General features: G+C 67.2%; 17 protein-coding genes and 1 pseudogene. 11 read left to right on the forward strand and 7 right to left on the reverse strand.

Annotated features, from left to right (window positions below):
- Positions 1-90: 90 nt before the first annotated feature.
- The 3 genes and pseudogenes from N792_RS10280 to N792_RS10290 all read right to left on the reverse strand — a co-directional run bounded on the left by N792_RS10280 (position 91) and on the right by N792_RS10290 (position 3,143).
- On the reverse strand, positions 91-486 hold the full coding sequence (locus tag N792_RS10280) for an MAPEG family protein (protein WP_198025592.1): 396 nt from the start codon (positions 484-486) through the stop codon (positions 91-93).
- Positions 487-639: 153 nt separating this feature from the next.
- Positions 640-2,337, reverse strand: a pseudogene (locus tag N792_RS10285) (M28 family metallopeptidase); the annotation flags it as partial.
- Between the two features lie 125 nt (positions 2,338-2,462).
- Positions 2,463-3,143 (reverse strand): DUF4097 family beta strand repeat-containing protein, encoded by a 681-nt coding sequence (locus tag N792_RS10290; protein ID WP_036194799.1) that lies wholly within the window; start codon positions 3,141-3,143, stop codon positions 2,463-2,465.
- A gap of 182 nt (positions 3,144-3,325) precedes the next feature.
- Here N792_RS10290 and gpmI point away from each other — a divergent pair, with 182 nt between their 5' ends.
- The 3 genes from gpmI (at position 3,326) to N792_RS10305 (ending at position 7,763) form a co-directional block, all read left to right on the forward strand.
- The gene (gpmI, locus tag N792_RS10295; RefSeq protein ID WP_036194802.1) at positions 3,326-4,879 is read left to right on the forward strand and encodes a 2,3-bisphosphoglycerate-independent phosphoglycerate mutase; all 1,554 of its coding nucleotides are present in this window, start codon (positions 3,326-3,328) and stop codon (positions 4,877-4,879) included.
- Positions 4,879-6,150, forward strand: a complete 1,272-nt coding sequence (locus tag N792_RS10300) for a murein hydrolase activator EnvC family protein (protein WP_052103955.1) — start codon at positions 4,879-4,881, stop codon at positions 6,148-6,150. The genes gpmI and N792_RS10300 overlap by 1 nt, the downstream gene beginning before the upstream one ends.
- Before the next feature lie 128 nt (positions 6,151-6,278).
- Complete coding sequence (locus tag N792_RS10305) at positions 6,279-7,763, forward strand: S41 family peptidase (protein ID WP_036194808.1); 1,485 nt, start codon at positions 6,279-6,281, stop codon at positions 7,761-7,763.
- Between the two features lie 106 nt (positions 7,764-7,869).
- On the opposite strand, the gene N792_RS10310 is transcribed toward N792_RS10305, so the two are convergent.
- Both N792_RS10310 and N792_RS10315 read right to left on the reverse strand, forming a co-directional pair.
- Positions 7,870-8,190 (reverse strand): DUF1820 family protein, encoded by a 321-nt coding sequence (locus N792_RS10310; protein WP_036194811.1) that lies wholly within the window; start codon positions 8,188-8,190, stop codon positions 7,870-7,872.
- 50 nt (positions 8,191-8,240) lie between these two features.
- Entirely contained in the window at positions 8,241-8,933 is a 693-nt protein-coding gene (locus tag N792_RS10315) for a rhomboid family intramembrane serine protease (RefSeq protein ID WP_036194814.1), read from the reverse strand.
- A gap of 228 nt (positions 8,934-9,161) precedes the next feature.
- On the opposite strand from N792_RS10315, the gene N792_RS10320 reads away from it, so the two are divergent.
- The gene (locus N792_RS10320) at positions 9,162-10,505 is read left to right on the forward strand and encodes an OmpP1/FadL family transporter (protein ID WP_052103957.1); all 1,344 of its coding nucleotides are present in this window, start codon (positions 9,162-9,164) and stop codon (positions 10,503-10,505) included.
- 108 nt (positions 10,506-10,613) lie between these two features.
- On the opposite strand, the gene putA is transcribed toward N792_RS10320, so the two are convergent.
- Positions 10,614-13,841, reverse strand: coding sequence for a bifunctional proline dehydrogenase/L-glutamate gamma-semialdehyde dehydrogenase PutA (gene putA, locus N792_RS10325; protein WP_036194817.1), 3,228 nt, complete (start codon positions 13,839-13,841; stop codon positions 10,614-10,616).
- 417 nt (positions 13,842-14,258) lie between these two features.
- On the opposite strand from putA, the gene coxB reads away from it, so the two are divergent.
- The 5 genes from coxB to N792_RS10345 are packed head-to-tail and all read left to right on the forward strand — an operon-like array spanning position 14,259 to position 18,487.
- Entirely contained in the window at positions 14,259-15,140 is an 882-nt protein-coding gene (coxB, locus tag N792_RS10330) for a cytochrome c oxidase subunit II (RefSeq protein WP_084105739.1), read from the forward strand.
- 43 nt (positions 15,141-15,183) lie between these two features.
- Positions 15,184-16,800 (forward strand): cytochrome c oxidase subunit I, encoded by a 1,617-nt coding sequence (gene ctaD / locus N792_RS10335; RefSeq protein WP_036194821.1) that lies wholly within the window; start codon positions 15,184-15,186, stop codon positions 16,798-16,800.
- 27 nt (positions 16,801-16,827) lie between these two features.
- Positions 16,828-16,962 carry a hypothetical protein gene (locus N792_RS14285; RefSeq protein ID WP_255516693.1) on the forward strand — a complete coding sequence of 45 codons (135 nt, stop codon included), beginning with the start codon at positions 16,828-16,830 and terminating at the stop codon, positions 16,960-16,962.
- The gene (locus N792_RS10340) at positions 16,959-17,564 is read left to right on the forward strand and encodes a cytochrome c oxidase assembly protein (protein ID WP_036194824.1); all 606 of its coding nucleotides are present in this window, start codon (positions 16,959-16,961) and stop codon (positions 17,562-17,564) included. Before N792_RS14285 ends, N792_RS10340 begins: the two co-directional genes overlap by 4 nt.
- A 38-nt stretch (positions 17,565-17,602) precedes the next feature.
- Positions 17,603-18,487, forward strand: coding sequence for a cytochrome c oxidase subunit 3 (locus N792_RS10345; protein WP_036194826.1), 885 nt, complete (start codon positions 17,603-17,605; stop codon positions 18,485-18,487).
- Between the two features lie 189 nt (positions 18,488-18,676).
- Here the strand turns inward: N792_RS10345 and N792_RS10350 are convergent, their stop codons facing one another.
- Positions 18,677-18,883 (reverse strand): twin transmembrane helix small protein, encoded by a 207-nt coding sequence (locus N792_RS10350; protein ID WP_036194829.1) that lies wholly within the window; start codon positions 18,881-18,883, stop codon positions 18,677-18,679.
- Positions 18,884-18,967: 84 nt separating this feature from the next.
- On the opposite strand from N792_RS10350, the gene N792_RS10355 reads away from it, so the two are divergent.
- Positions 18,968-19,699, forward strand: a complete 732-nt coding sequence (locus tag N792_RS10355; RefSeq protein WP_036194832.1) for an SURF1 family protein — start codon at positions 18,968-18,970, stop codon at positions 19,697-19,699.
- A 13-nt stretch (positions 19,700-19,712) separates the two neighbouring features.
- Positions 19,713-20,318, forward strand: coding sequence for a hypothetical protein (locus N792_RS10360; protein ID WP_036194835.1), 606 nt, complete (start codon positions 19,713-19,715; stop codon positions 20,316-20,318).
- Positions 20,319-20,344 lie beyond the last annotated feature (26 nt).

Raw genomic sequence — 20,344 nt, forward strand, 5'->3', positions numbered from 1 at the left:
CACCACGGCGCCCCGGAACGAGGCGCCTGGTGGTACCGGATTGGAAGATCGAACTTTGCTGGTGGCGGGCACAGCGGGCATGAGCGGCGATCAGTTGGCAAGCAGAGCGGCTTGAACCAGCAAAGCGACGACGCAGACCAACCCGCCGGTCCAGCTCAGGCTGCGGAAGGTGGGCTTGTCGGCAAGGTAAAACACGCCGTGCAGGACCCTGCAGACGATGAAGATGATCGACAGCACGGCGATCGTGTGGTGCTCGACGCCTGCGAGTTGGGCCAGCACGACACCGGCGGCAAACGGTGCGAAGGCTTCGAACGCGTTGAGCTGGGCGGCATTGGCGTGGATCGAGCGGGGGTTTTTCTGGCGGGCCAGCCAGCCGCGCGGGTCGCGGTTGTCGAGTTTCTCGCCGCTCGCTTTCGCAATCACTGCCCACGGATAAGGCAGGAGGGCCGCGATGGCTACACACCAGTAGGCGATGGACAAGGTCATGGCGCGCACTCCGATCGTGAGGAGGCGCCAGGGTAGCGGGAAACGACTACGGCACCCATCAGGTGCCGTAGTCGTGGAGCAAGGCCGGATCTCGCCGGTCCCTGCTGATTTCCGGTGGGCTTGCCGATATTACGGCGTCTTGTCTGCCTTCCCCATCATGTCGTCCCGTGCGGCGCGGAAGGCGTTGCCCGGATACCAGTTCGGCCACTGGTCACTGCCGGCCAGTTCGCGGCCGACGCCATACAGCGCCTGCAGATCCTGCACCACGCCATCGAGCTTCCACGATGGATCGAACTCGTCCCCCGGCTTGTGGTAACGGTGGTCGCGGTAGTCGATTTCCGCTTTCTGGCCGGCGGCCTGACCGCCTTCGATCAGGTCGTTGCCGCCCTTCGCGTAGAGCGCCGGCACGCCGGCCTTGGCGAAGTTGAAGTGGTCGGAGCGGAAATAGAATCCGCTCTCCGGGGTGGATTCCGGCAGCAGTACGCGACCCTGCTGTTCGGCGATCCCGGCCAGGAGATCTTCCAGCTCCGAACTGCCCATGCCGACGACTGTCATGTCGCGCGAGCGGCCGATCACCGACATCGCGTCCAGGTTGATCACCGCGACCGTCTTGTCCAACGGGATGCTGGGATGGGCGACGTAGTACTTGGAACCAAGCAGTCCGGACTCTTCCAGGGTGACCGCGAGGAACAGCACCGAGCGTTCCGGCGCGGGCTGCTGGGTGGCGAATGCCTGCGCGATGCCGAGGATGCCGGCCACGCCGGTCGCGTTGTCGACGGCACCGTTGTAGATGTTGTCGACGGCCGGGCCATCGCCGTTCTGGCCTTCGTGGCCGTGGTCGCCCAGATGGTCCCAGTGCGCCATGTACACCACCGCCTCGTCCGGGCGCGTGGTGCCGGGCAGCAGGGCGACGACGTTGCGCGAGGACTTCTCGGTGATCGTGCTCTTGAGGTCCAGTGACAGCGAGGCGTTCAGCGGGATCGCCTTGAAGCCCGGCTGGTTGGCGGCCTGGTACAGCGTGTCCAGGTTCTGGCCGAGCTCACCAAGTACCTGGCGGGCGACGTCGCCGGTGATCCAGCCCTGCGCGGGCAGGCGCGGCTCCGGATCGTCGGCGACGGCGAGGTCGAACTGCGCGCCCGACCAGGAGTTCTTCACCACGTCCCAGCCATAGGACGCGCCGTCGGTGTCGTGGATGATCAGCGCCGCCGCGGCACCCTGGCGTGCGGCCTCTTCGAATTTGTAGACCCAGCGGCCGTAATAGGTCATCCGCTTGCCTTCGAACAACTCCGCATCCTGCACATGGAAGCCGGGATCGTTGATGAACATCACCACGGTCTTGCCCTTGACGTCGACACCGGCGTAATCGTTCCAGCCCAGCTCCGGTGCGTTGACGCCGTAGCCGACGAACACCAGATCGCTGTCGGCGATCTTGACCTCGGTCTGGCCGCTGCGGGTGCCGATCACCATGTCGTCGCCGAACTTCAGGTCGCGCGGCTTGCCGTCGACGACCAGATGCAGCCGGGTCGATTCGTCGGCGGTCGTTTCCACCATCGGCACGGTCTGGAAGTAGCTGTCGCCGTTGCCCGGCTTCAGGCCGAGGCGCTCGAACTCCGCCTTCAGGTACTCGACGGTCTTCTCCTCGCCGATGCTGCCGGGCGCGCGGCCGGCGAAGTCATCGGAGGCCAGCGTCTTCACCCGTTCGGCGAAGTCGGCGGCGTTGATCGGTGCATCCGATGACGTGGCAGCGATGCCGGATGGGGCGGCCGGCGCATCGGCCGGCTTGTTGCAGGCCGCCAGCACCAGTGCGGCGGCGACCAGCGAGGTGGCGGGCAGGAGCGGAATGCGGGACATGCGTCCTCCAGGGTCAGCGGGGATTGTCGATACTAGCAGCGGCGCATCGGCAACGACCCGGCTTCGCACGCCGCTGCACCTGCGGCCGGTCCGCGCGCCGCCACCGCGCGACCGTACCGTTGTCGTCAGTCGCCGGCGGGCACCTGGGTGCCGGAATACTTCACGGCGGTGGCACCGGTGACAGTCCCGATTCTGGCGCTGTCATGGACATGGAGGGTGACCTTGCGCTCGAACACCAGCGGCCCGTCGACCTGCGCGTTCGGCCCGATCACCACCCGCGGGTCGTGCTTGCGGATGCTGATCCATTGCGGCTTCGACTTCTGGTAATGGATCCCGCCGTGCACATGCGAATCGGCGCCTACGGTGAGGTTGCCGGCGACCATGTCGATATTGCCGTGGATCTGCGTCCCAACGACGCCGACCGCGCCGTTGACGGTGCTGACATCGCCGCGGACCACGCCGCCACGATCGATGAACACCTGGCCGTTGACGGTTTCCACGTCGTCGTTGACCTGCACATTGCGGCCGGCTCGGATGCTGCCGTTGACCGTGGACAGGTCGCCGACCCGTGAGTCGTCGTCGACCTTGATGCTGCCGTTCACCGTTTCCGCATCGCCGGTGACGGCGCGCGCACCGATCGTGATCGAGCCGTTGACGGTGTCCAGATTGCCGACATTCCGGTTGTCGGCGTCGACCTGGATTGCCCCGTTGACCTTGCTGATATCGCCTTCGGCAGCGGATGCCGTGGCGGGAACGAGCAGGGCCAACGCAAGCGGGAGGGCAAGGCTGGTTTGGCGTAGTGTCATGGTGGGGCTCCGGTAATGAGGGGGCGAAGCATCTGGGATGCGGCGCAGGCACGGGAGGTTGAAGCCGCAGGCCCGAACCCGGCCGGCTGCGGTTGCGATCCGCGCCGGGTGGCCTCCCGATACGAGCTTGATACGCCCCTTCGCTACAATCCACCCCTGTCCAAAGTCATCGGGTCCATACCGTGCCAGTTTCCCCGCCGTCCGCCATCCGCCCCGTCGTGCTGTTGATCCTCGATGGCTGGGGACACCGCGAGGAAACCGCCGACAACGCGATCGCGCAAGCACGTTTGCCGAACTGGGATGCGTTGCTGGCGTCCTCGCCGCACACGCTGATCCACACCGAGGGTCGTCATGTGGGCCTGCCCGACGGACAGATGGGCAACTCCGAGGTCGGCCACATGAACCTCGGTGCCGGGCGCATCGTCTACCAGGACCTGACCCGGATCGACGCCGCGGTCGAGGACGGCAGTTTTTTCACCAACCCCGAACTGCGCGCCGCCTGCGCCGCGGTCAAGGCCAACGGCGGCACCCTGCATCTGCTCGGACTGATGTCGCCGGGCGGCGTGCACAGCCACGAAGCCCACATCGCCGCAATGCTGGAGCTGGCACGTCGCGAAGGGGTGGCGAAGGTCGCCGTGCACGCATTCCTGGATGGACGGGACGTGCCGCCACGTTCGGCGCGGCCGAGCCTGCAGAAGTTGCAGCAGGCCTGCGCACAGGCCGGCAACGCGCACATCGCCAGCGTCTGCGGGCGCTATTACGCCATGGATCGCGACCAGCGCTGGGATCGCCTGCGCAAGGCCTGGGACGCGATCGTCGAAGGCCGGGCCGATCATCGTGCCGCCGATGCCTTGACCGCACTGGATGAGGCCTATGCGCGCGGCGAGAACGACGAGTTCGTCGATCCGACCGTGATCGGCGAGTCGTTGCCCATGGCCGATGGCGATGCGGTGGTGTTCATGAATTTCCGCGCCGATCGCGCCCGTCAACTGGCGGCGGCGTTCGTGTCGCCGGCGTTCACCGGGTTCCAGGCGCGGCGGCCGGCGTTGTCGCGCTTCGTGTGCCTGACCGAGTACGACGCCCGCTTGCCGGCCCAGGTCGCGTTCGCCCCGGATGACCTGCGCAACACGCTGGGCGAGGTGTTGTCGGACAACGGCATGCGCCAGCTGCGCATCGCCGAGACCGAGAAATACGCGCACGTGACGTTCTTCTTCAGCGGCGGCCGCGAGGACGCCTATGCCGGCGAGACGCGCATCCTGGTGCCCAGTCCGAACGTCGCCACCTACGACCTGCAGCCGGAAATGAGCTGCCCGGAGGTCACCGAAAAGCTCACCGCCGCGATCCGCTCGGGCGACATCGACGTCGCCATCTGCAACATCGCCAACCCCGACATGGTCGGCCACAGCGGCAATCTGGCAGCGGCGGTGAAGGCGGTCGAGGCGGTCGATATCGCGATCGGCGCGATCGTCGCGGCGGTGCGCGACACCGGCGGCGCGATCCTGGTGACGGCCGACCACGGCAACGTGGAAATGATGCGCGACCCCGTCACCGGGCAACCGCATACCTCGCACACCGTCGGCCCGGTGCCGCTGGTGTATGTCGGTCCGCGCTCCGCGGATCTGCGGGCGGGCGGCTCGCTGCGGGACGTCGCCCCGACCCTGCTCGATCTGCTCGGTCTGCCCAAGCCGGCGGAGATGACCGGCCACAGCCTGCTGCTGGACGGACGCCTCGACTGATGCCCCGCTCGCGCGCAGGCGTCGGCAGTGGGTCCGCGAGGGTCGTGCGGGTTGCCGTCGTGCTGACGGCCGCCTGGCTGGTGGCGACGCCGGTGCACGCGCAGAACAGCCGCGATACCGAGCGCAGGCTGCAGACGATCAAGAAGGAGCTCAAATCGGTCGCCGGGGAGCGCCGGGAGATCGAGACCCGGCGCGGTGCGGCGACCCGGCAATTGCGTCAGGCCGATGAGCGGGTCGCCGGATCCAGCCGCCAGTTGCGTGACGCAGAGCGCGAACTGGCGGCCAGCCAGACGCAGCTGGAGCAGGTACAGCAGCGTCGGGACGGCTTGCAGAAGAACCTCGGCAATCGCCGTGACGAGCTCGCCCGCCTGCTGCGTGCCGCCTACACCCAAGGCGAGGCCGCGCCATTGAAGCTGATGCTGGCGCAGGACCGCGTCGCCGATGCGAACCGCCTGCTGACCTACCACCGTTACCTGCAGGCCGACCGCGCCGGGCGCATCGCGTCCTTGTCCGCCGAACTGGCCGAGGTGGATGCGCTGGAGCAGGAGATCGTCGCCCGCCGCACCGAACTCGACGCGGCCCGCGCGCGCCAGCAGGCCCGGCTGGTGCAGCTGGAGAAAGACCGGAAAGCGCGCCAGCAACTGGTCGCCGAACTCGACCAGCGCTACCAGGACCGGCAGCAACGCGAACAGGCCCTGGGCCGCGATGCCCAGGGGCTGGAACAGGTGCTGAAGAAACTGCGCGCCGCGGCGGCCCGTGCGGCCGCCGAGCGCCGTGCGGCGGCCGCCAAGGCCGAGCGCGAAGCCCGGGCCGCACAAGAGGCGGCCAAGCGCGCCGGGCAACCGCCACCGCGTGCCCCGAGTGCTCCCGCGTCGATCGCCGGCGGCCCCGCGGTCGGCGGCGCCGGCTGGCCCCTGGCCGGCAGCCTGATAGCCGGTTACGGCGCCAAGCTCCCCGACGGTCGGGCCAGCCACGGGCTGCTGATCGGGGCGGCGGCCGGCACCCCGGTCCGCGCCGTCGCCGACGGCAGCGTGGTCTACGCCGAGTGGATGAGTGGCTTCGGCCTGATCCTGATCGTCGATCACGGCAACGGCTACATGAGCCTTTACGCGCACAACGATTCGGTCCTGCACGATGCCGGCGACACCGTCCGGCGTGGCGATCCGGTCGCCACCGTCGGCACGTCCGGCGGTCACGGCCGGCCGGCGCTGTATTTCGAACTGCGCCGCAATGGCGATCCGGTCAATCCGGATGTCTGGCTCAAGCGTTGATGCCCGCGGCTTCACCCGCGATTCGGTGGTCGCGGCTTACCGTGGCGGGCGTCTTTGCCTGCGCGGCCCATGCGCGCGACATAATCGACGTCGCCTGTCCTGACGCCACCCGTCTTCGGAGTTCGCCCATGTCCCTGCGTCGCCTGAGCCCGCTCGCCCTCGCCATTGCGCTGGCATTTTGCCTCCCGATGGCGGTTGCGCAGGAGCGCCAGCCTGCCGCGCCGGTTCCTGCCCTGCCAGCCCCGGAGGCCGCACCGCAAAACACCGGCGAACATCCGTCCGCGTCACCGGTCCAGGGCCATCCCGTGCAGGAGGGTGAGCAGGCCACCCCCGCGGCCAATGAGGAGCCGCCGGCCGGTCAGGACGAGCCCCGCGGTGGACAGCCCAGGACGGACGAGTCGAGCGCCGACAGCCCCGGCAGCAGCGATTCGAATATCCCGCTGGATGAAATCCGCCGCTACGTGGCGGTCTACAAGGCGATCAAGGCCGCTTATGTCGAACCGGTCGGTGACCACAAGCTGATGCAGTCGGCGATCCGCGGCCTGCTGCTCGATCTGGATCCCCACAGCGCCTACCTGGAAGGCGATGCGGCGGTGAACTTCGACGAGCAATCGCGTGGCAACTACGAAGGCATCGGGGTGGAGATCCTGCGCCAGGCGGACGGCACCCTGCGCGTGATCGCGCCGATCGACGACACGCCGGCCGCGCGGGCGGGGATCAAGGCCGGCGACGTGATCGTCGCCGTGGACGGCGTGCCATTGACACCATCGGACGACGACAACTCCGCCTCGTTGCGCGGCAAGGCCGGCACCAAGCTCGAGCTGACGGTCCTGCGCGAAGGCGAGGCGGAGCCGCTGAAGCTGATCGTGGAGCGGCAGACGATCCGCATTGCCAGCGTGCGCGGCCGGATGCTCGAGCCGGGTTACGGCTACATCCGCATCAGCGCTTTCCAGGCCGACACCGCGGCGGATTTCGAGCGCCAGCTGGAGGCGCTCAACCAGCAGGCCGGCGGCCGTCTGCGCGGACTGGTCATGGACCTGCGCAGCAACCCCGGCGGCCTGCTGACCGCGGCGGTGCAGATCGCCGATGCGTTGCTGGACAGCGGCACCATCGTCAGCACCCGCGGTCGCATCCCGATCAGCGACGCGATGTTCAGCGCCACCCCGGGCGACCGCCTGCAGGGTGCGCCGGTGGTGGTGCTGGTGGATGCCGGATCGGCGAGCGCATCGGAAGTGCTCGCCGGCGCCCTGAGCGACAACGGCCGCGCAGTTGTGGTCGGCAGCCGCACCTTCGGCAAGGGTTCGGTGCAGACCGTGCTGCCGCTGGACAACGGCGACTCGGTCAAGCTCACCACCGCGCGCTACTACACGCCCAGTGGCAAGTCGATCCAGGCCCTGGGTGTGGTTCCGGCGGTGCTCCTGCATGCCGACCAGTCCGCCGGTCACGGTGGTCGGATGGGCTATACCGAGGCCAGCCTTCCCGGCCATCTGGATGGCGAGGGTGACCAGCGTTCCGGCGAACAGGCCGGCGAAGTGCTGGAGGGCGACTCCTACATCACCGCCGCGCTGGGGGAGCTGAAGAAACTGGCGACGAAGCCGAAGCCGAAACGCTGATCCCGACGCGGTCCCGGGCGACCGCGGCTTTCTGCGACGGACTCATCCGGCAGAAGAGCACCGGTTTGCGGCTTCGGAAGGCTCGTTGCGCGGTCTTTCCCCGCAATCAGCGCGGCTTGCCCGGCAGCGGGAACGGGGTAACGACCTTCTCCCCGGTGGTCGCGTCGCGGATCGCCGAGGCGCCTTTGCGTTCGACTTCCTCGATGCGCACGATGCTCTGCATCGGCAGGTGCAACACTTTGGTGCCGCCGAATTCATCGCGCAGGCGCTCCTCGGTCGGATCGACCACCAGCCCTTCGTGGACGTCGAACACCAGCTCGGCGACTTCGGTGAATCCCCACAGCGCGCTTGAACCGACCCGCCGGGCATACAGCTCGTACACCTTGCCGGCGTTGAAAAACGTGATCTTGTAAAGCGTCTTGGCCATGCGCGGATTGTACGGTGCGGGTGTGCGGATCGTTGCCGTCCGAGGTGCGGTCAGTACCCGCGCCGGCGGCGCAGGCGGCGGGCGATCCCGGCGCGCGTGAGCAACGCGAACACGCCGCCAAACGCGAAACCGGCCAGGTGGGCCGACCACGCCACCGCACCGAAGGCCGGGCCGATATAGGTGAACACCACCTGCAGCAGCGCCCACACCCCGATCAGCAGCGGCGCAGGTACTTTCACGAACTGCAGGAACAATCCCAGCGGCACCACCACCCCGAGCCGGGCCCCGGGAAACAGCGCCAGATAGGCGCCGATCAATGCCGACACCGCGCCGCTGGCGCCGATGATCAGGCGGTCCGGGGTGGAGATCGCCAGCACCGCGGCGAGGTTGGCCACCGCCCCGCCGAGCAGGAACAGCAGCACGAACCGCCACGGCCCCATGGCGCGCTCGGCCGGCAGGCCGAAGATCAGCAGGAACACCAGGTTGCCCAGCAGATGGGCCCAGTCGGCATGCAGGAACAACGCGCTGACCAGCCGCACCAGGTTGCCGTCCGACAGCGACTGCTGCCAGGCCACCGGCGTGGTCAGGCCGCCCGACAGCGCGCCCCATTCCAGCAGCAGATGGCGCTGCGAGGCCTCGGGCGCCAGCGCCAGCCACGTGAAGCAGATCCACAATGCTGCGAACAGCAGCGGCGTCGCCCAGCGCAGCGGTGCCTTCTGGCGGGATGGAATCGCAATGAACACGTTGCAGGAACCCAGGAGAGGCCGAAGCGGCCTGATGAAACGGGTGGAAAGGGCGACGCGACGAGCGCTGAACCGGTTCAGCGTGGCCGGCAGATTGTTAGCGTGAGGTTAATCGGCAGGCTATAGTGGACACGGTGCCGTATGGCGGCAGCCTCCGGTATCCGCCGGTGACCGGCGAGACCGGCGCTGCAGACCAGATCAAAAACAATGCCATTGGAGATTACACGCATGCAACACGCACATCGCATTACACGCCTGTCCGCCCTTGCCCTGGGTATCACCGGCGCACTGGCGCTGGGGCAGGTCCACGCCTCCGGCTTCCAGCTCAAGGAAAACAGCGTCAAGGGCCTGGGCAGCGCGTTTGCCGGGGCTGGCGTGAAGACCGGCGACACCGCGGTGGTGGTCAACAACCCGGCCACCATGACCCAGTTTGAAGGCACCGCGGCGCAGTTCGACGTCACCATGATCGACCTGAACTACGAGTTCCAGGGCTCCGGCTCTGACGTGCTCGGCCGCCCGCTCAGCGGCGGCGACGGTGGCAACGCCGGCGATTTCACTCCGATCCCCGCGTTCTCGCTGGTGCACAAGTTCGACAACGGTACCGCGATCGGCGCGATGGTCAGTGCCCCGTTCGGCTTGGCGACCAAGTACGACAATGACTGGGTCGGCCGCTACTACGCGGTCGAGTCGGACGTGAAGATCGTCGAACTGGCGCTGTCGGGCGCGGTCGACATCATCCCCGACCGCCTGTCGGTGGGGCTGGGTCTGACCTTCTCCAAGGCCGACGTGACCCTGTCCAAGGGCGTGGATTTCGGCACGGCGCTGATGGGCGCCGGCGTGCCGGGCTTCCTGCCGCAGGGCGCCGACGGTTTTGCCGAGGTGCAGGGCGATGACACCGGCATGGGTTGGATCGCGGGCGTCAATTTCCGCCCGACCGACAAGCTCAGCATCGGCCTCAACCACCGCTCCGAGGTGAAGTACGACCTGAGCGGCAAGGTCGACTGGACGGTGCCGGCCCCGGCCCGCGCCACCTTCGATGCAGTCGGTCGCGGCGCGTTCTTCGTCGACGGCGACGCGTCCGCCAAGCTGACCACCCCGGGCATGACCACCGTCGACGTGAACTACCAGTTCACCGACCGGTTCTCGATGGCCGCGACCTACTCCGAGACCAAATGGGAGTCGCTGCGCGAGGTCCGCATCAACTTCGCCGGTCCGGATCCGGACAGCGTCGAACCGTTCGAGTGGAGCGAGACCCGCTTCGCCTCGATCGGCGGCGAGTACAAGTTCAGCGATGCCTGGACCTTCCGCGCCGGCTACGCGTATGACGAGACCCCGACCACGTTCGCGCACCGCACCCCGCGCCTGCCGGACGAGGATCGCCAGTGGTACTCGGTCGGCGCGACCTGGAACTTCAGCCCGAATCTGGAGTTCAGCCTCGCTTACACCCGGCTGGAGCCGGACACCCCGAAGATCGGCATCATCACCGCGCCGCAGGCCGGTGGCCAGCGCCTGTTCGGCGAGTTCGACGGCGGTGCGGACCTGTACGGCATCTCCGCGCAATACAAGTTCTGATCGCTGGAACAAGGACAAAAAAACCCCGCTTCGGCGGGGTTTTTTTTGGGCGTTGGGTCGGGGCGACCCAGACCACGCCGATGGCGACGTGGCCTGGTCTGGCGGTCGTTACTCGCCCAGGGTCAGCAACGATGCGTTGCCGCCCGACGCGGTGGTGTTGATGGTGATCGTCTTCTCGGTGACGAAGCGCGGCAGGTAGTGCGAGCCGCCGGCCTTCGGGCCGGTGCCGGACAGGCCCTGGCCGCCGAACGGCTGCACGCCGACCACCGCGCCGATCTGGTTGCGGTTGACGTAGCAGTTGCCGACCCGCGTGTTGGCGGCGATCTTTTCCACCGTGGCGTCGATGCGCGAATGCACGCCCAGGGTGAGGCCGTAGCCGGTGGCGTTGATCGCGTCGATGACCTGGTCGAGCTGGCCGCCCTTCCAGCGGATCACGTGCAGGACCGGTCCGAACACTTCCCTGTCGAGCTGGTCGAGCGACTTCAGCGCATACGCGCGCGGGGCGAAGTAGCTGCCGTGGGCGGTGTCGTCATCCATCTCGACGGCCGCGATCAGGGTCGCCTCGCGGTCCATGCGCTCGGCATGCGCCTGCAGCATCTCCAGTGCGTCCTCGTCGATCACCGGACCGACGTCGGTCGACAGCAGGCCGGGGTCGCCGACCTTCAACTCGGCCATCGCGCCGGCCAGCATGGTAGTGACCTTGTCGGCGATGTCTTCCTGCACGAACAGCACGCGCGCGGCCGAGCAGCGCTGGCCGGCCGAGGTGAAGGCCGACGACAGCGCGTCCTTGACCAGCTGCTCGGGCAGGGCGGAGGAGTCGGCGATCAGCGCGTTCTGGCCGCCGGTCTCGGCGATCAGCACGCCGATCGCGCCATCGCGCGAAGCCAGCGAGCGGTTGATCGCCGAGGCGGTCTCGTTGGAACCGGTGAATGCGACGCCGGCCACGCGCGGGTCACGGGTCAGGGCCGCGCCGACGGTAATGCCGTCGCCGGGCACGAACTGCAGCACGTCCTCGGGCACGCCGGCCTCGTGCATCAAGCGGGTCGCGTAGTAGCCGACCAGGTTGGTCTGCTCGGCCGGCTTGGCGATCACGCTGTTGCCGGTCGCCAGGGCGGCGGCGACCTGGCCGATATAGATCGCCAGCGGGAAGTTCCACGGGCTGATGCACACGAACACGCCGCGGCCGTTGAGCTGCAGGACATTGCTCTCGCCGGTCGGTCCCGGCAGGGCCTGCGGGGTGAACATTGTGCGCGCCTGGGCGGCGTAATAACGCAGGAAGTCGACCGCCTCGCGGACCTCGCCGACGCCGTCGGCAATCGTCTTGCCGGCGTCCTTGGTGCACAGCGCGATGAACTGCGCGGTGCGCGATTCCAGCAGGTCGGAGGCGTGTTCGAGGATCGCCGCGCGGCTCGCGGCCGGGGTCGCGTTCCACTTCGGCTGCGCGGCGACGGCGTTCTGCAGCGCCTGCTCCACCACGCCGGCATCGGCCGGCAGCCACTGGCCGACGATCTCGCGGCGATCGGCCGGGTTGGTCACCGGCAGGCGCTCGCCGGTCAGGGTCGCGCCGGGCACCAGCGGTTCGGCCTGCCAGTCGCTGCGCGCGGCGGCATTGATCTGCTCGGCCAGCGTGCGCAGCTGGTTGTCGTCGGCAAGGTTGACGCCCATCGAATTGCTCCTGTCGCAGTATTTCATCGTGTCCGCATGGCTCCGGAACAGCTCGACCGGCAGCGGGATGCGGGGGTGCGGAATGGTCTGGAAATCGGCTACGGTCTGCAGCGGGTCGCGGACGAGGTCGTCGATGGCGACGTCCTCGTCGGTGATGCTGTTGACGAAGCTGGAGTTGGCGCCGTTTTCCAGCAGGCGGCGCACCAGGTACGGCAGCAGGTCCTCGTGGCTGCCGACCGGCGCATACACGCGGCACGGCACGTCCAGGCGGTCGGCGGGGATCACCTCGGCATACAGGTCGTCGCCCATGCCGTGCAGCTTCTGGAATTCGAACTCGACCTTGCGCCCGCCCAGGTTCGCCATCGCATGCACGACGGCGATGGTCTGCGCGTTGTGGGTGGCGAACATCGGGTAGATCGCATCGGCCGCGTCGAGCATCCGGCGTGCGTTGGCAAGGTAGGACACGTCGGTGTTCGGCTTGCGGGTGAAGACCGGGTAGCCGGGGTAGCCATCGACCTGCGCACGCTTGATCTCGCTGTCCCAGTAGGCGCCCTTGACCAGTCGCACCGGAATCCGGCGGCCGGTCTGGCGGGCGAGGTCGGCGATGAACTCGATCGCCTCCGGTGCGCGCTTCTGGTACGCCTGGATCGCCAGACCACACCCGTTCCAGCCGTCCAGCGAGGCGTCGCGGAAGGCCGCGGCAAACACGTCCAGCGACAGCTCCAGCCGGTCGGCCTCCTCGGCGTCGACGGTGAAGCCGATGCCGTGCTGCCGGGCCAGCCGGGCCAGCTCCAGCACGCGCGGGACGAGTTCGGCCAGCACCCGCGCGCGCTTGGCGTGCTCGTAACGCGGGTGCAGGGCCGAAAGCTTCACCGAAATGCTGGGGGTGGCGAACACATCGGCGCCGGTGAAGTCGCCGCTGCCGCCGATCGCCTGGATCGCCTGCCGATAGGCATCCTGATAGCGCAGCGCGTCGGCCTGGGTCAGTGCCGCCTCGCCGAGCATGTCGTAGGAGTAGCGGTAATTGGCGTTGTTGCCCTTGCGGGCGCGCGCCAGGGCTTCATCGATGCTACGGCCCATGACGAACTGATGGCCCATGATCCGCATCGCCTGCCGTACGGCCAGACGGATCACCGGTTCGCCGACGCGCCCGACCAGACGCTTGAACGCGTTGTGGACGTCGCGCTTGGTGTCGTCCGCCAGGTCGACCAGTTGGCCGGTCAGCATCAGTCCCCAGGTGGACGCGTTGACCAGCACCGAATCGGACTGGCCCAGGTGGCGCTTCCAGTCCGCCTCGCCGAGCTTGTCGCGGATCAGCTTGTCGGCGGTGGCCTGGTCGGGAATGCGCAGCAGCGCTTCGGCCACGCACATCAGCAACACGCCCTCTTCGCTGCCCAGGTCGTACTGGCGCATGAAGGCCTCGATGGCGCCCTGATCGTGCGCGCGTGCTCGTACGCGCGTGACCAGGTCGGCGGCCACGGCCTGCGCGGCGGCGCGTTCGCTGTCCGGGAGTCGCGCCTGCTCGGCCAGTTGCCGTACGTGCGTGGTCTCGTCGCGAACCCAGCCGGCGGTGAGTGCGGCGCGCGTTCCGGCCGGGCTGACCGGCAGTTCGGGAGTGATCAACGCGCGCGGTGGTGCCGGGTTGCCGGAAGAAGCTGATTGAATGGTCATCGAGTCCGCGAAATCGGGCGGTGGAGGGATCGGGATAGTCTAGGCACAAAAGGCCGCGGATGCCTTAAGGCATGGGCGTTTCAGCGACCCGGTCGAGGTCGGCGACCGCCATCGACCAGAACCTGCAAAACAAGGTGGACTGATCCAGATCAAAGAGTTTTTCCGGCGATCCAGCTAGAGCATTGCTTGCTGCAAATCCTCCCGACGGATACCCTTTGGCAGCTATCCGTAGCGCCGATACCGGCGTGACGGGCCCCAGGGGGCTCGCCAGCCACCTGTCCACGACTCGTTCCAGCGCCGCCGCGCAGGGCCGTAGTGGCAGGCAGCTCGCGGAGCGGGAACACAGCCAACTCTATGATCAACCAGCGGACTTTGGGGCTCGAATTGATGAAAGCCGGTCGTTTCAAGCAATGGACCATGGGGCTTGCCGCCATGGCGATGCCGATGCTGGCCTTCGCGCAAAGCGCGGACCCGCAGCCCTGGCAACTCAACATGGGTCGTGGCGTCACCCACCTGTCCAACAACGCGTATGAAGCGCACATGCTGGCGTTGTGGATCTGCGTCGGCATCGGCGTGGCGGTGTTCATCGCCATGGCGATCGCGATGTTCCGTTTCCGCAAGTCGCGCGGCGCGGTGGCGGACACGACGTTCGTCCACAACACCCGGCTGGAGATCCTGTGGACCGCGATCCCGGCGGTGCTGCTGGTGGCGATGGCGGCGCCGGCGACCACCAAGCTGGTGCAGATGTACGACGTCCGCGATTCGGAAATGACGGTCAAGGTGACCGGCTACCAGTGGATGTGGGAATACGAATACCTCGGTGAGAGCGTGAAGTTCACCAGCCGCCTGGACCGCAAGAGCGACCAGCTCCGCCAAAGTGGCGTGGTGCCGACGGCGGACGATCACCAGCACTACCTGCTCGATGTCGACAACCCGCTGGTGCTGCCGGTCGACACCAAGGTCCGTTTCGTGATCACCGCCGACGACGTGATCCACTCCTGGTGGGTGCCGGCGCTGGGCTGGAAGCAGGACGCGGTGCCGGGCATCGTCAACGAGGCCTGGGCCGACATCTCCACCCCGGGCCTCTACCGCGGCCAGTGCGCCGAGTTGTGCGGCAAGGACCACGGCTTCATGCCGATCGTGGTCAAGGCGCTGCCCAAGGACGAGTTCGCCCAGTGGCTGGCGGCGCAGAAGAGCGCGAGCGCGCCTGCTCCGGCCGCTCCGGCCGAAGCAACCCCGGACACTCCCGAAGCAACCCCCGAATCCGACGCCGCGGCCGCTGTTGCGGTCGCCGGCTGACCGGCGCGCCGGCTTTTCACCACACGAATCCAGAGGTTAGGCCATGGCTGCCACGCACCCCGTTACCGAGTCCCACGATGAGCATGCCTACAAGCAGGGCTTCGTCGAGCGCTGGTTGCTTTCGACCAACCACAAGGACATCGGCACCCTGTACCTGCTTTTCAGCTTCACGATGTTCATCATCGGCGGCGCGTTCTCGGTCGTGATCCGCAGCGAGCTGGCCCAGCCGGGCCTGCAGTTCGTCGATCCGCAGTTCTTCAACCAGATGACCTCGATGCACGCGCTGGTGATGATCTTCGGTGGCGTGATGCCGGCCTTCGTCGGCCTCGCCAACTGGATGATCCCGCTGCAGATCGGCGCGCCGGACATGGCGCTGCCACGCATGAACAACTGGTCGTTCTGGATTCTGCCGTTCGCGTTCATCATGTTGCTGGGGACGCTGTTCCTGCCCGGTGGCGCGATGGGCGGAGGCTGGACGATGTACCCGCCGCTGTCGCTGCAGGGCGGTTCCAACGTGGCCTTCCAGATCTTCGCCATCCACATGATGGGCGTCAGCTCGATCATGGGTGCGATCAACGTCATCGCCACCGTGCTCAACATGCGCGCGCCGGGCATGGACCTGATGAAGATGCCGATCTTCACCTGGACCTGGCTGATCACCGCGTTCCTGCTGATCGCGGTGATGCCGGTGCTGGCCGGCGCGGTCACGATGCTGCTGACCGACAAGTTCTTCGCGACCTCGTTCTTCAACGCTGCCGGCGGCGGCGACCCGGTGATGTACCAGCACATCTTCTGGTTCTTCGGGCACCCGGAGGTCTACATCATGATCCTGCCGGCGTTCGGCATCGTCTCGGAGGTCATCCCGACCTACAGCCGCAAGCCGCTGTTCGGTTACCAGGCGATGGTGTACGCGACCACCGCGATCGCGTTCCTGTCGTTCATCGTCTGGGCGCACCACATGTTCACCGCCGGCATGCCGCTGGGCGGCGAGCTGTTCTTCATGTACGCCACGATGCTGATCTCGATCCCGACCGGGGTGAAGATCTTCAACTGGGTCACCACGATGTGGCGCGGTTCGCTCACCTTCGAGACGCCGATGCTGTTCTCGGTCGCGTTCGTGATCCTGTTCACCATCGGCGGATTCTCCGGCCTGATGCTGGCGATCGTGCCGGCCGATTTCCAGTACCACGACACCTACTTCGTGGTCGCCCACTTCCACTACGTGCTGGTGACCGGTTCGGTGCTGGCGCTGATCTCGGCGGTCTATTACTGGTGGCCGAAGTGGACCGGCCGGATGTACAACGAGGCCTGGGGCAAGTTCCATTTCTGGTGGACGATGGTGTTCGTCAACCTGCTGTTCTTCCCGCAGCACTTCCTCGGCCTGGCCGGCATGCCGCGCCGCATCCCGGACTACAACGTGGTGTTCGCGGACTGGAACCTGGTCAGCTCGATCGGCGCGTTCGGCATGTTCCTGACCCCGTTCATGATGATCGTCATCCTGGGCCACTCGAAGAAGTACGGCGCGAAGGCCGAAGCGCGCGCCTGGGAAGGTGCCCGTGGACTGGAGTGGACCGTGCCGAGCCCGGCGCCGCACCATACCTTCACCGTGCCGCCGGTGATCCACGATGGCGATCTCGCCCACGGCGACGTCAGCCACTGATCGGCGAAGGAAGAGCGATAGAAGGCCATGGCCCCGACCCCCGGATCCCCTGACGAGATCGCCGCGCGCCGCAAGGCCGCACGGCGGACCGCGCTGTGGATCGCGTTGGTCGCGGCCGCGGTGTATGTGGGTTTCATCCTGACCGGGGTGATCGGGCGATGAGCTCCGGGCAGCCACCGGTGAAGGAAGAACGCAAGGCGACGGCCGGCATCGCCAAGATGCTGGTGGCCGCGCTGCTCGCGTTCGCTTTCAGTTTCAGCCTGGTACCGCTGTACCGGATCGCCTGCCAGAAGGTGTTCGGGATCCGCCTGGACAACAGCGCGGTCGAGCACGTCGCCGACGCCGGGGAGGCGCTCGACCGCATGGTCACGGTGCAGTTCGACGGCGGCGTGAACTCCAAGCTGCCGTGGTCGTTCAAGCCCAACCAGTTGAACATGCAGGTGCGTCCGGGCGTGCAGTACGAGACCACCTACTACGCGCACAACAACAGCGACCGGACCATCGTCGGAAGTGCGGTTCCGTCGGTGGCCCCGGCACGCGCTTCGGGCTTCTTCAGCAAGACCGAATGCTTCTGTTTCACCGCACAGACCATGGCCGCAGGGGAAACACGCGACATGCCGGTGCGTTTCATCATCGATCCGAATTTGCCCAAAGACATCAAGACGGTCACGCTGTCGTACACGTTCTTCAAGAATGACGCGCTGACCGCGCAGCAGGCATCCAGCGCCCATCCGGTCGCTGCGACACCTGCATCCGCACCCTGATCGCTTCATCGCATCCAACGCATAACGGAACCGCCGCCATGGCCCAAGCCCAAGCCTCGTCGCCAGACGCCAACGTCTACTTTGTCCCGCACCACAGCCGTTGGCCGATCCTGGGGTCGGTCGCCCTGTTCGTGATGATGAGCGGGGCCGGCGGCTGGCTCAATGCCACCAGTTGGGGGCGCTGGACGTTCATAGTCGGCGTCGCGCTGCTGGTGGCGGTGTTTTTCGGCTGGTTCGGCGACGTCATCCGCGAATCGGTGAGCGGCAAGTACAACCGCCAGGTCGATGTGTCCTTCCGGATGGGGATGATCTGGTTCATCTTCTCGGAAGTGATGTTCTTCGGCGCATTCTTCGGCGCGCTGTTCTATGCGCGCCAGCTGTCCCTGCAGTGGCTGGGCGGCGCCGGCGACGGCGCGATGACCAACGCCCTGTTGTGGGACACATTCACCACCGCCTGGCCGAGCAACGGCCCCGGCGATGTCGGCGGCGCCTACCAGACCGTGCCCGCCTGGGGCCTGCCACTGGTCAACACGCTGATCCTGCTGAGCTCCGGTGTGACCATCACTGCCGCGCACCATGCGCTCAAGGCCGGTCGGCGCACGGCGCTGCTGGTCGGGCTCGGCCTGACGGTATTGCTGGGCTGCATGTTCCTGTTCTTCCAGGCCGAGGAATACGTGCATGCGTATTCCGAGCTGAACCTGACTTTGGGTTCCGGCATCTACGGCTCGACGTTCTACATGCTGACCGGCTTCCACGGCGCGCACGTCACCCTGGGCACGATCATGCTGATCGTGATCTGGTTCCGCTGCCTGAAGGGCCATTTCACCAAGGACAACCACTTCGGTTTCGAGGCGGTGGCGTGGTACTGGCACTTCGTCGACGTGGTGTGGCTGATGCTGTTCGTGTTCGTCTACGTGCTGTAAGGACACGTCAGGAACGACCCCGCCATCTGCTTATCGCGGCCGGGTTGCGCACATCGCCGGATCGACGGGATTGTCCGGAAGGTTGCAGCAACGCTGGCCGTGATCCGTGCGGTTGGCCAAGTGCGACAGGCAAGATCCCCCGACGCGTCGCGTGCCGGCCGCCGAACTCCTTGTATGCAGGCGGCAACGCTAGCCGTTGATGCCGTGGAACTGGATCCAGCCCATCTTGGCGGCGATCACCACCATCACGATCAGCGCAATGGACAGCGCGACGCGTCGGGTCAGGGCATTGACGGTTCGTTTGCTCTCGCTTTTGTCGACCAGCATGTAGTACAGGCCGGCACCGAGGTTCCAGAGAATCAGGATCAGGAAGCCGACGATCAACAGGGTCTTCATCAATTTGCTCCGGCGCCGCAACGCCCCGCCCGGCGTGGCAGCCGGTGTGGGCGCATTATTGCAGCCTGCCACGGTGGGTGAGGGATGAGCCGGCGCGCGACGTTGCTGATTGGCTGGTTGCTGGCCCTGGCGACCATCGCCGTGTTTACCAGCCTTGGTTTCTGGCAGTTGCGCCGCGCGGTCGAGAAGCAGGCGATGCTGGATGCCGCCGTGCAGGTCGTGACGGAACGCCGGGCGGCGCCGCTTGCCGCCGCGGCCCGGACGGACGGCATCGACCGGTATGACTGGAGTTCGGGTACCGGCGAGTTCGCCGACAGCCCGGCCCTGCTGCTCGACAACCAGCAGCGCGAGGGGCGGGTGGGCGTGCGCGCGTACCGGATCTTCGATCCCGACCAGGGCCCGCCGCTGCTGGTCGACCTGGGCTGGTTGCCGTTGCCGGGTGATCGGACGATGCCGTCGGTGCCGCGGCCGGAGGGCCGGTTTATGTTGCAAGGCCTGTTGGCGCCGCCGCCATCGAGCGGCATCGCGCTGGGGCCCGGCATCGCGCGCAGTGACGATGCCTGGTTGCTGATGCGGGTCGACATCCCGGCGATCCGGGCTGCAACCGGCGTGTCCCTGTCGCCGCGCGTGCTGCGGCTGGATCCGGCGTCGCCGCTGGGTTACGCGCGAGACCTGGAGCTGCTGCCCAACACCCTGCCGCCGGACAAGCATCGCGGTTACGCCCTGCAATGGTTCGGGCTGGCGCTGGCGGTATTCGTTACGGCACTGATCCTCACTTTCAAGCAACCACGGCGCGCCACGAAGGCCGCTGCATGACGGGCAATCCATGATGAGCAACGAGCAACCGGCGGCGACACCGCCGATCGACACCAGGGCCCGCAATCGCAACCGCGCGATGCTGGTCGCGATCTTCGTGCTGTTTTTCGGCAGCATGCTGGTGGCCGGACTGCTGCGGTTCTCGGGTTGGCAGCCGGAAGGCCGGAAGAACCACGGCGAACTGCTGCAGCCGCCGACCGACCTGCGTGCCGTCACGCCGGTGCTGATGGACGGCACGCCCTACCCCTGGAACCCGGGCGAGCGGACCTGGCGCATCGTGCTGGCGCCGCCGACGCAATGCGGCGCCGAATGCGCGCGCCTGGGCCATGACCTGGACACCGTCTGGCAGCTGTTCGGCAAGGACGCCGACCGCGTCCACGTGCTGTGGATCTGCGCGGAAGCCAGCTGCATGCCGCCCACCGAGGTCGTGCTGCCGCGCACCCTGCGGCAGGTCCGGCCGGACCCCCAATGGCGCGCATCGTTGCCCGGCGTGGACGATCCGGCCGGCGTGCCGGTGTACGTGATCGATCCCAATGGCTTCGTGGTACTGCGCTACGCGCCTGGTTTCGATGCCGGCGGATTGCGCGCGGATCTGGCCAAACTGCTGAAACTGATCTGACTTCGCGCAAAGAGACCTGCATGACT

Source organism: Lysobacter concretionis Ko07 = DSM 16239 (assembly GCF_000768345.1).
GTDB classification, from domain to species: Bacteria; Pseudomonadota; Gammaproteobacteria; order Xanthomonadales; family Xanthomonadaceae; genus Novilysobacter; species Novilysobacter concretionis.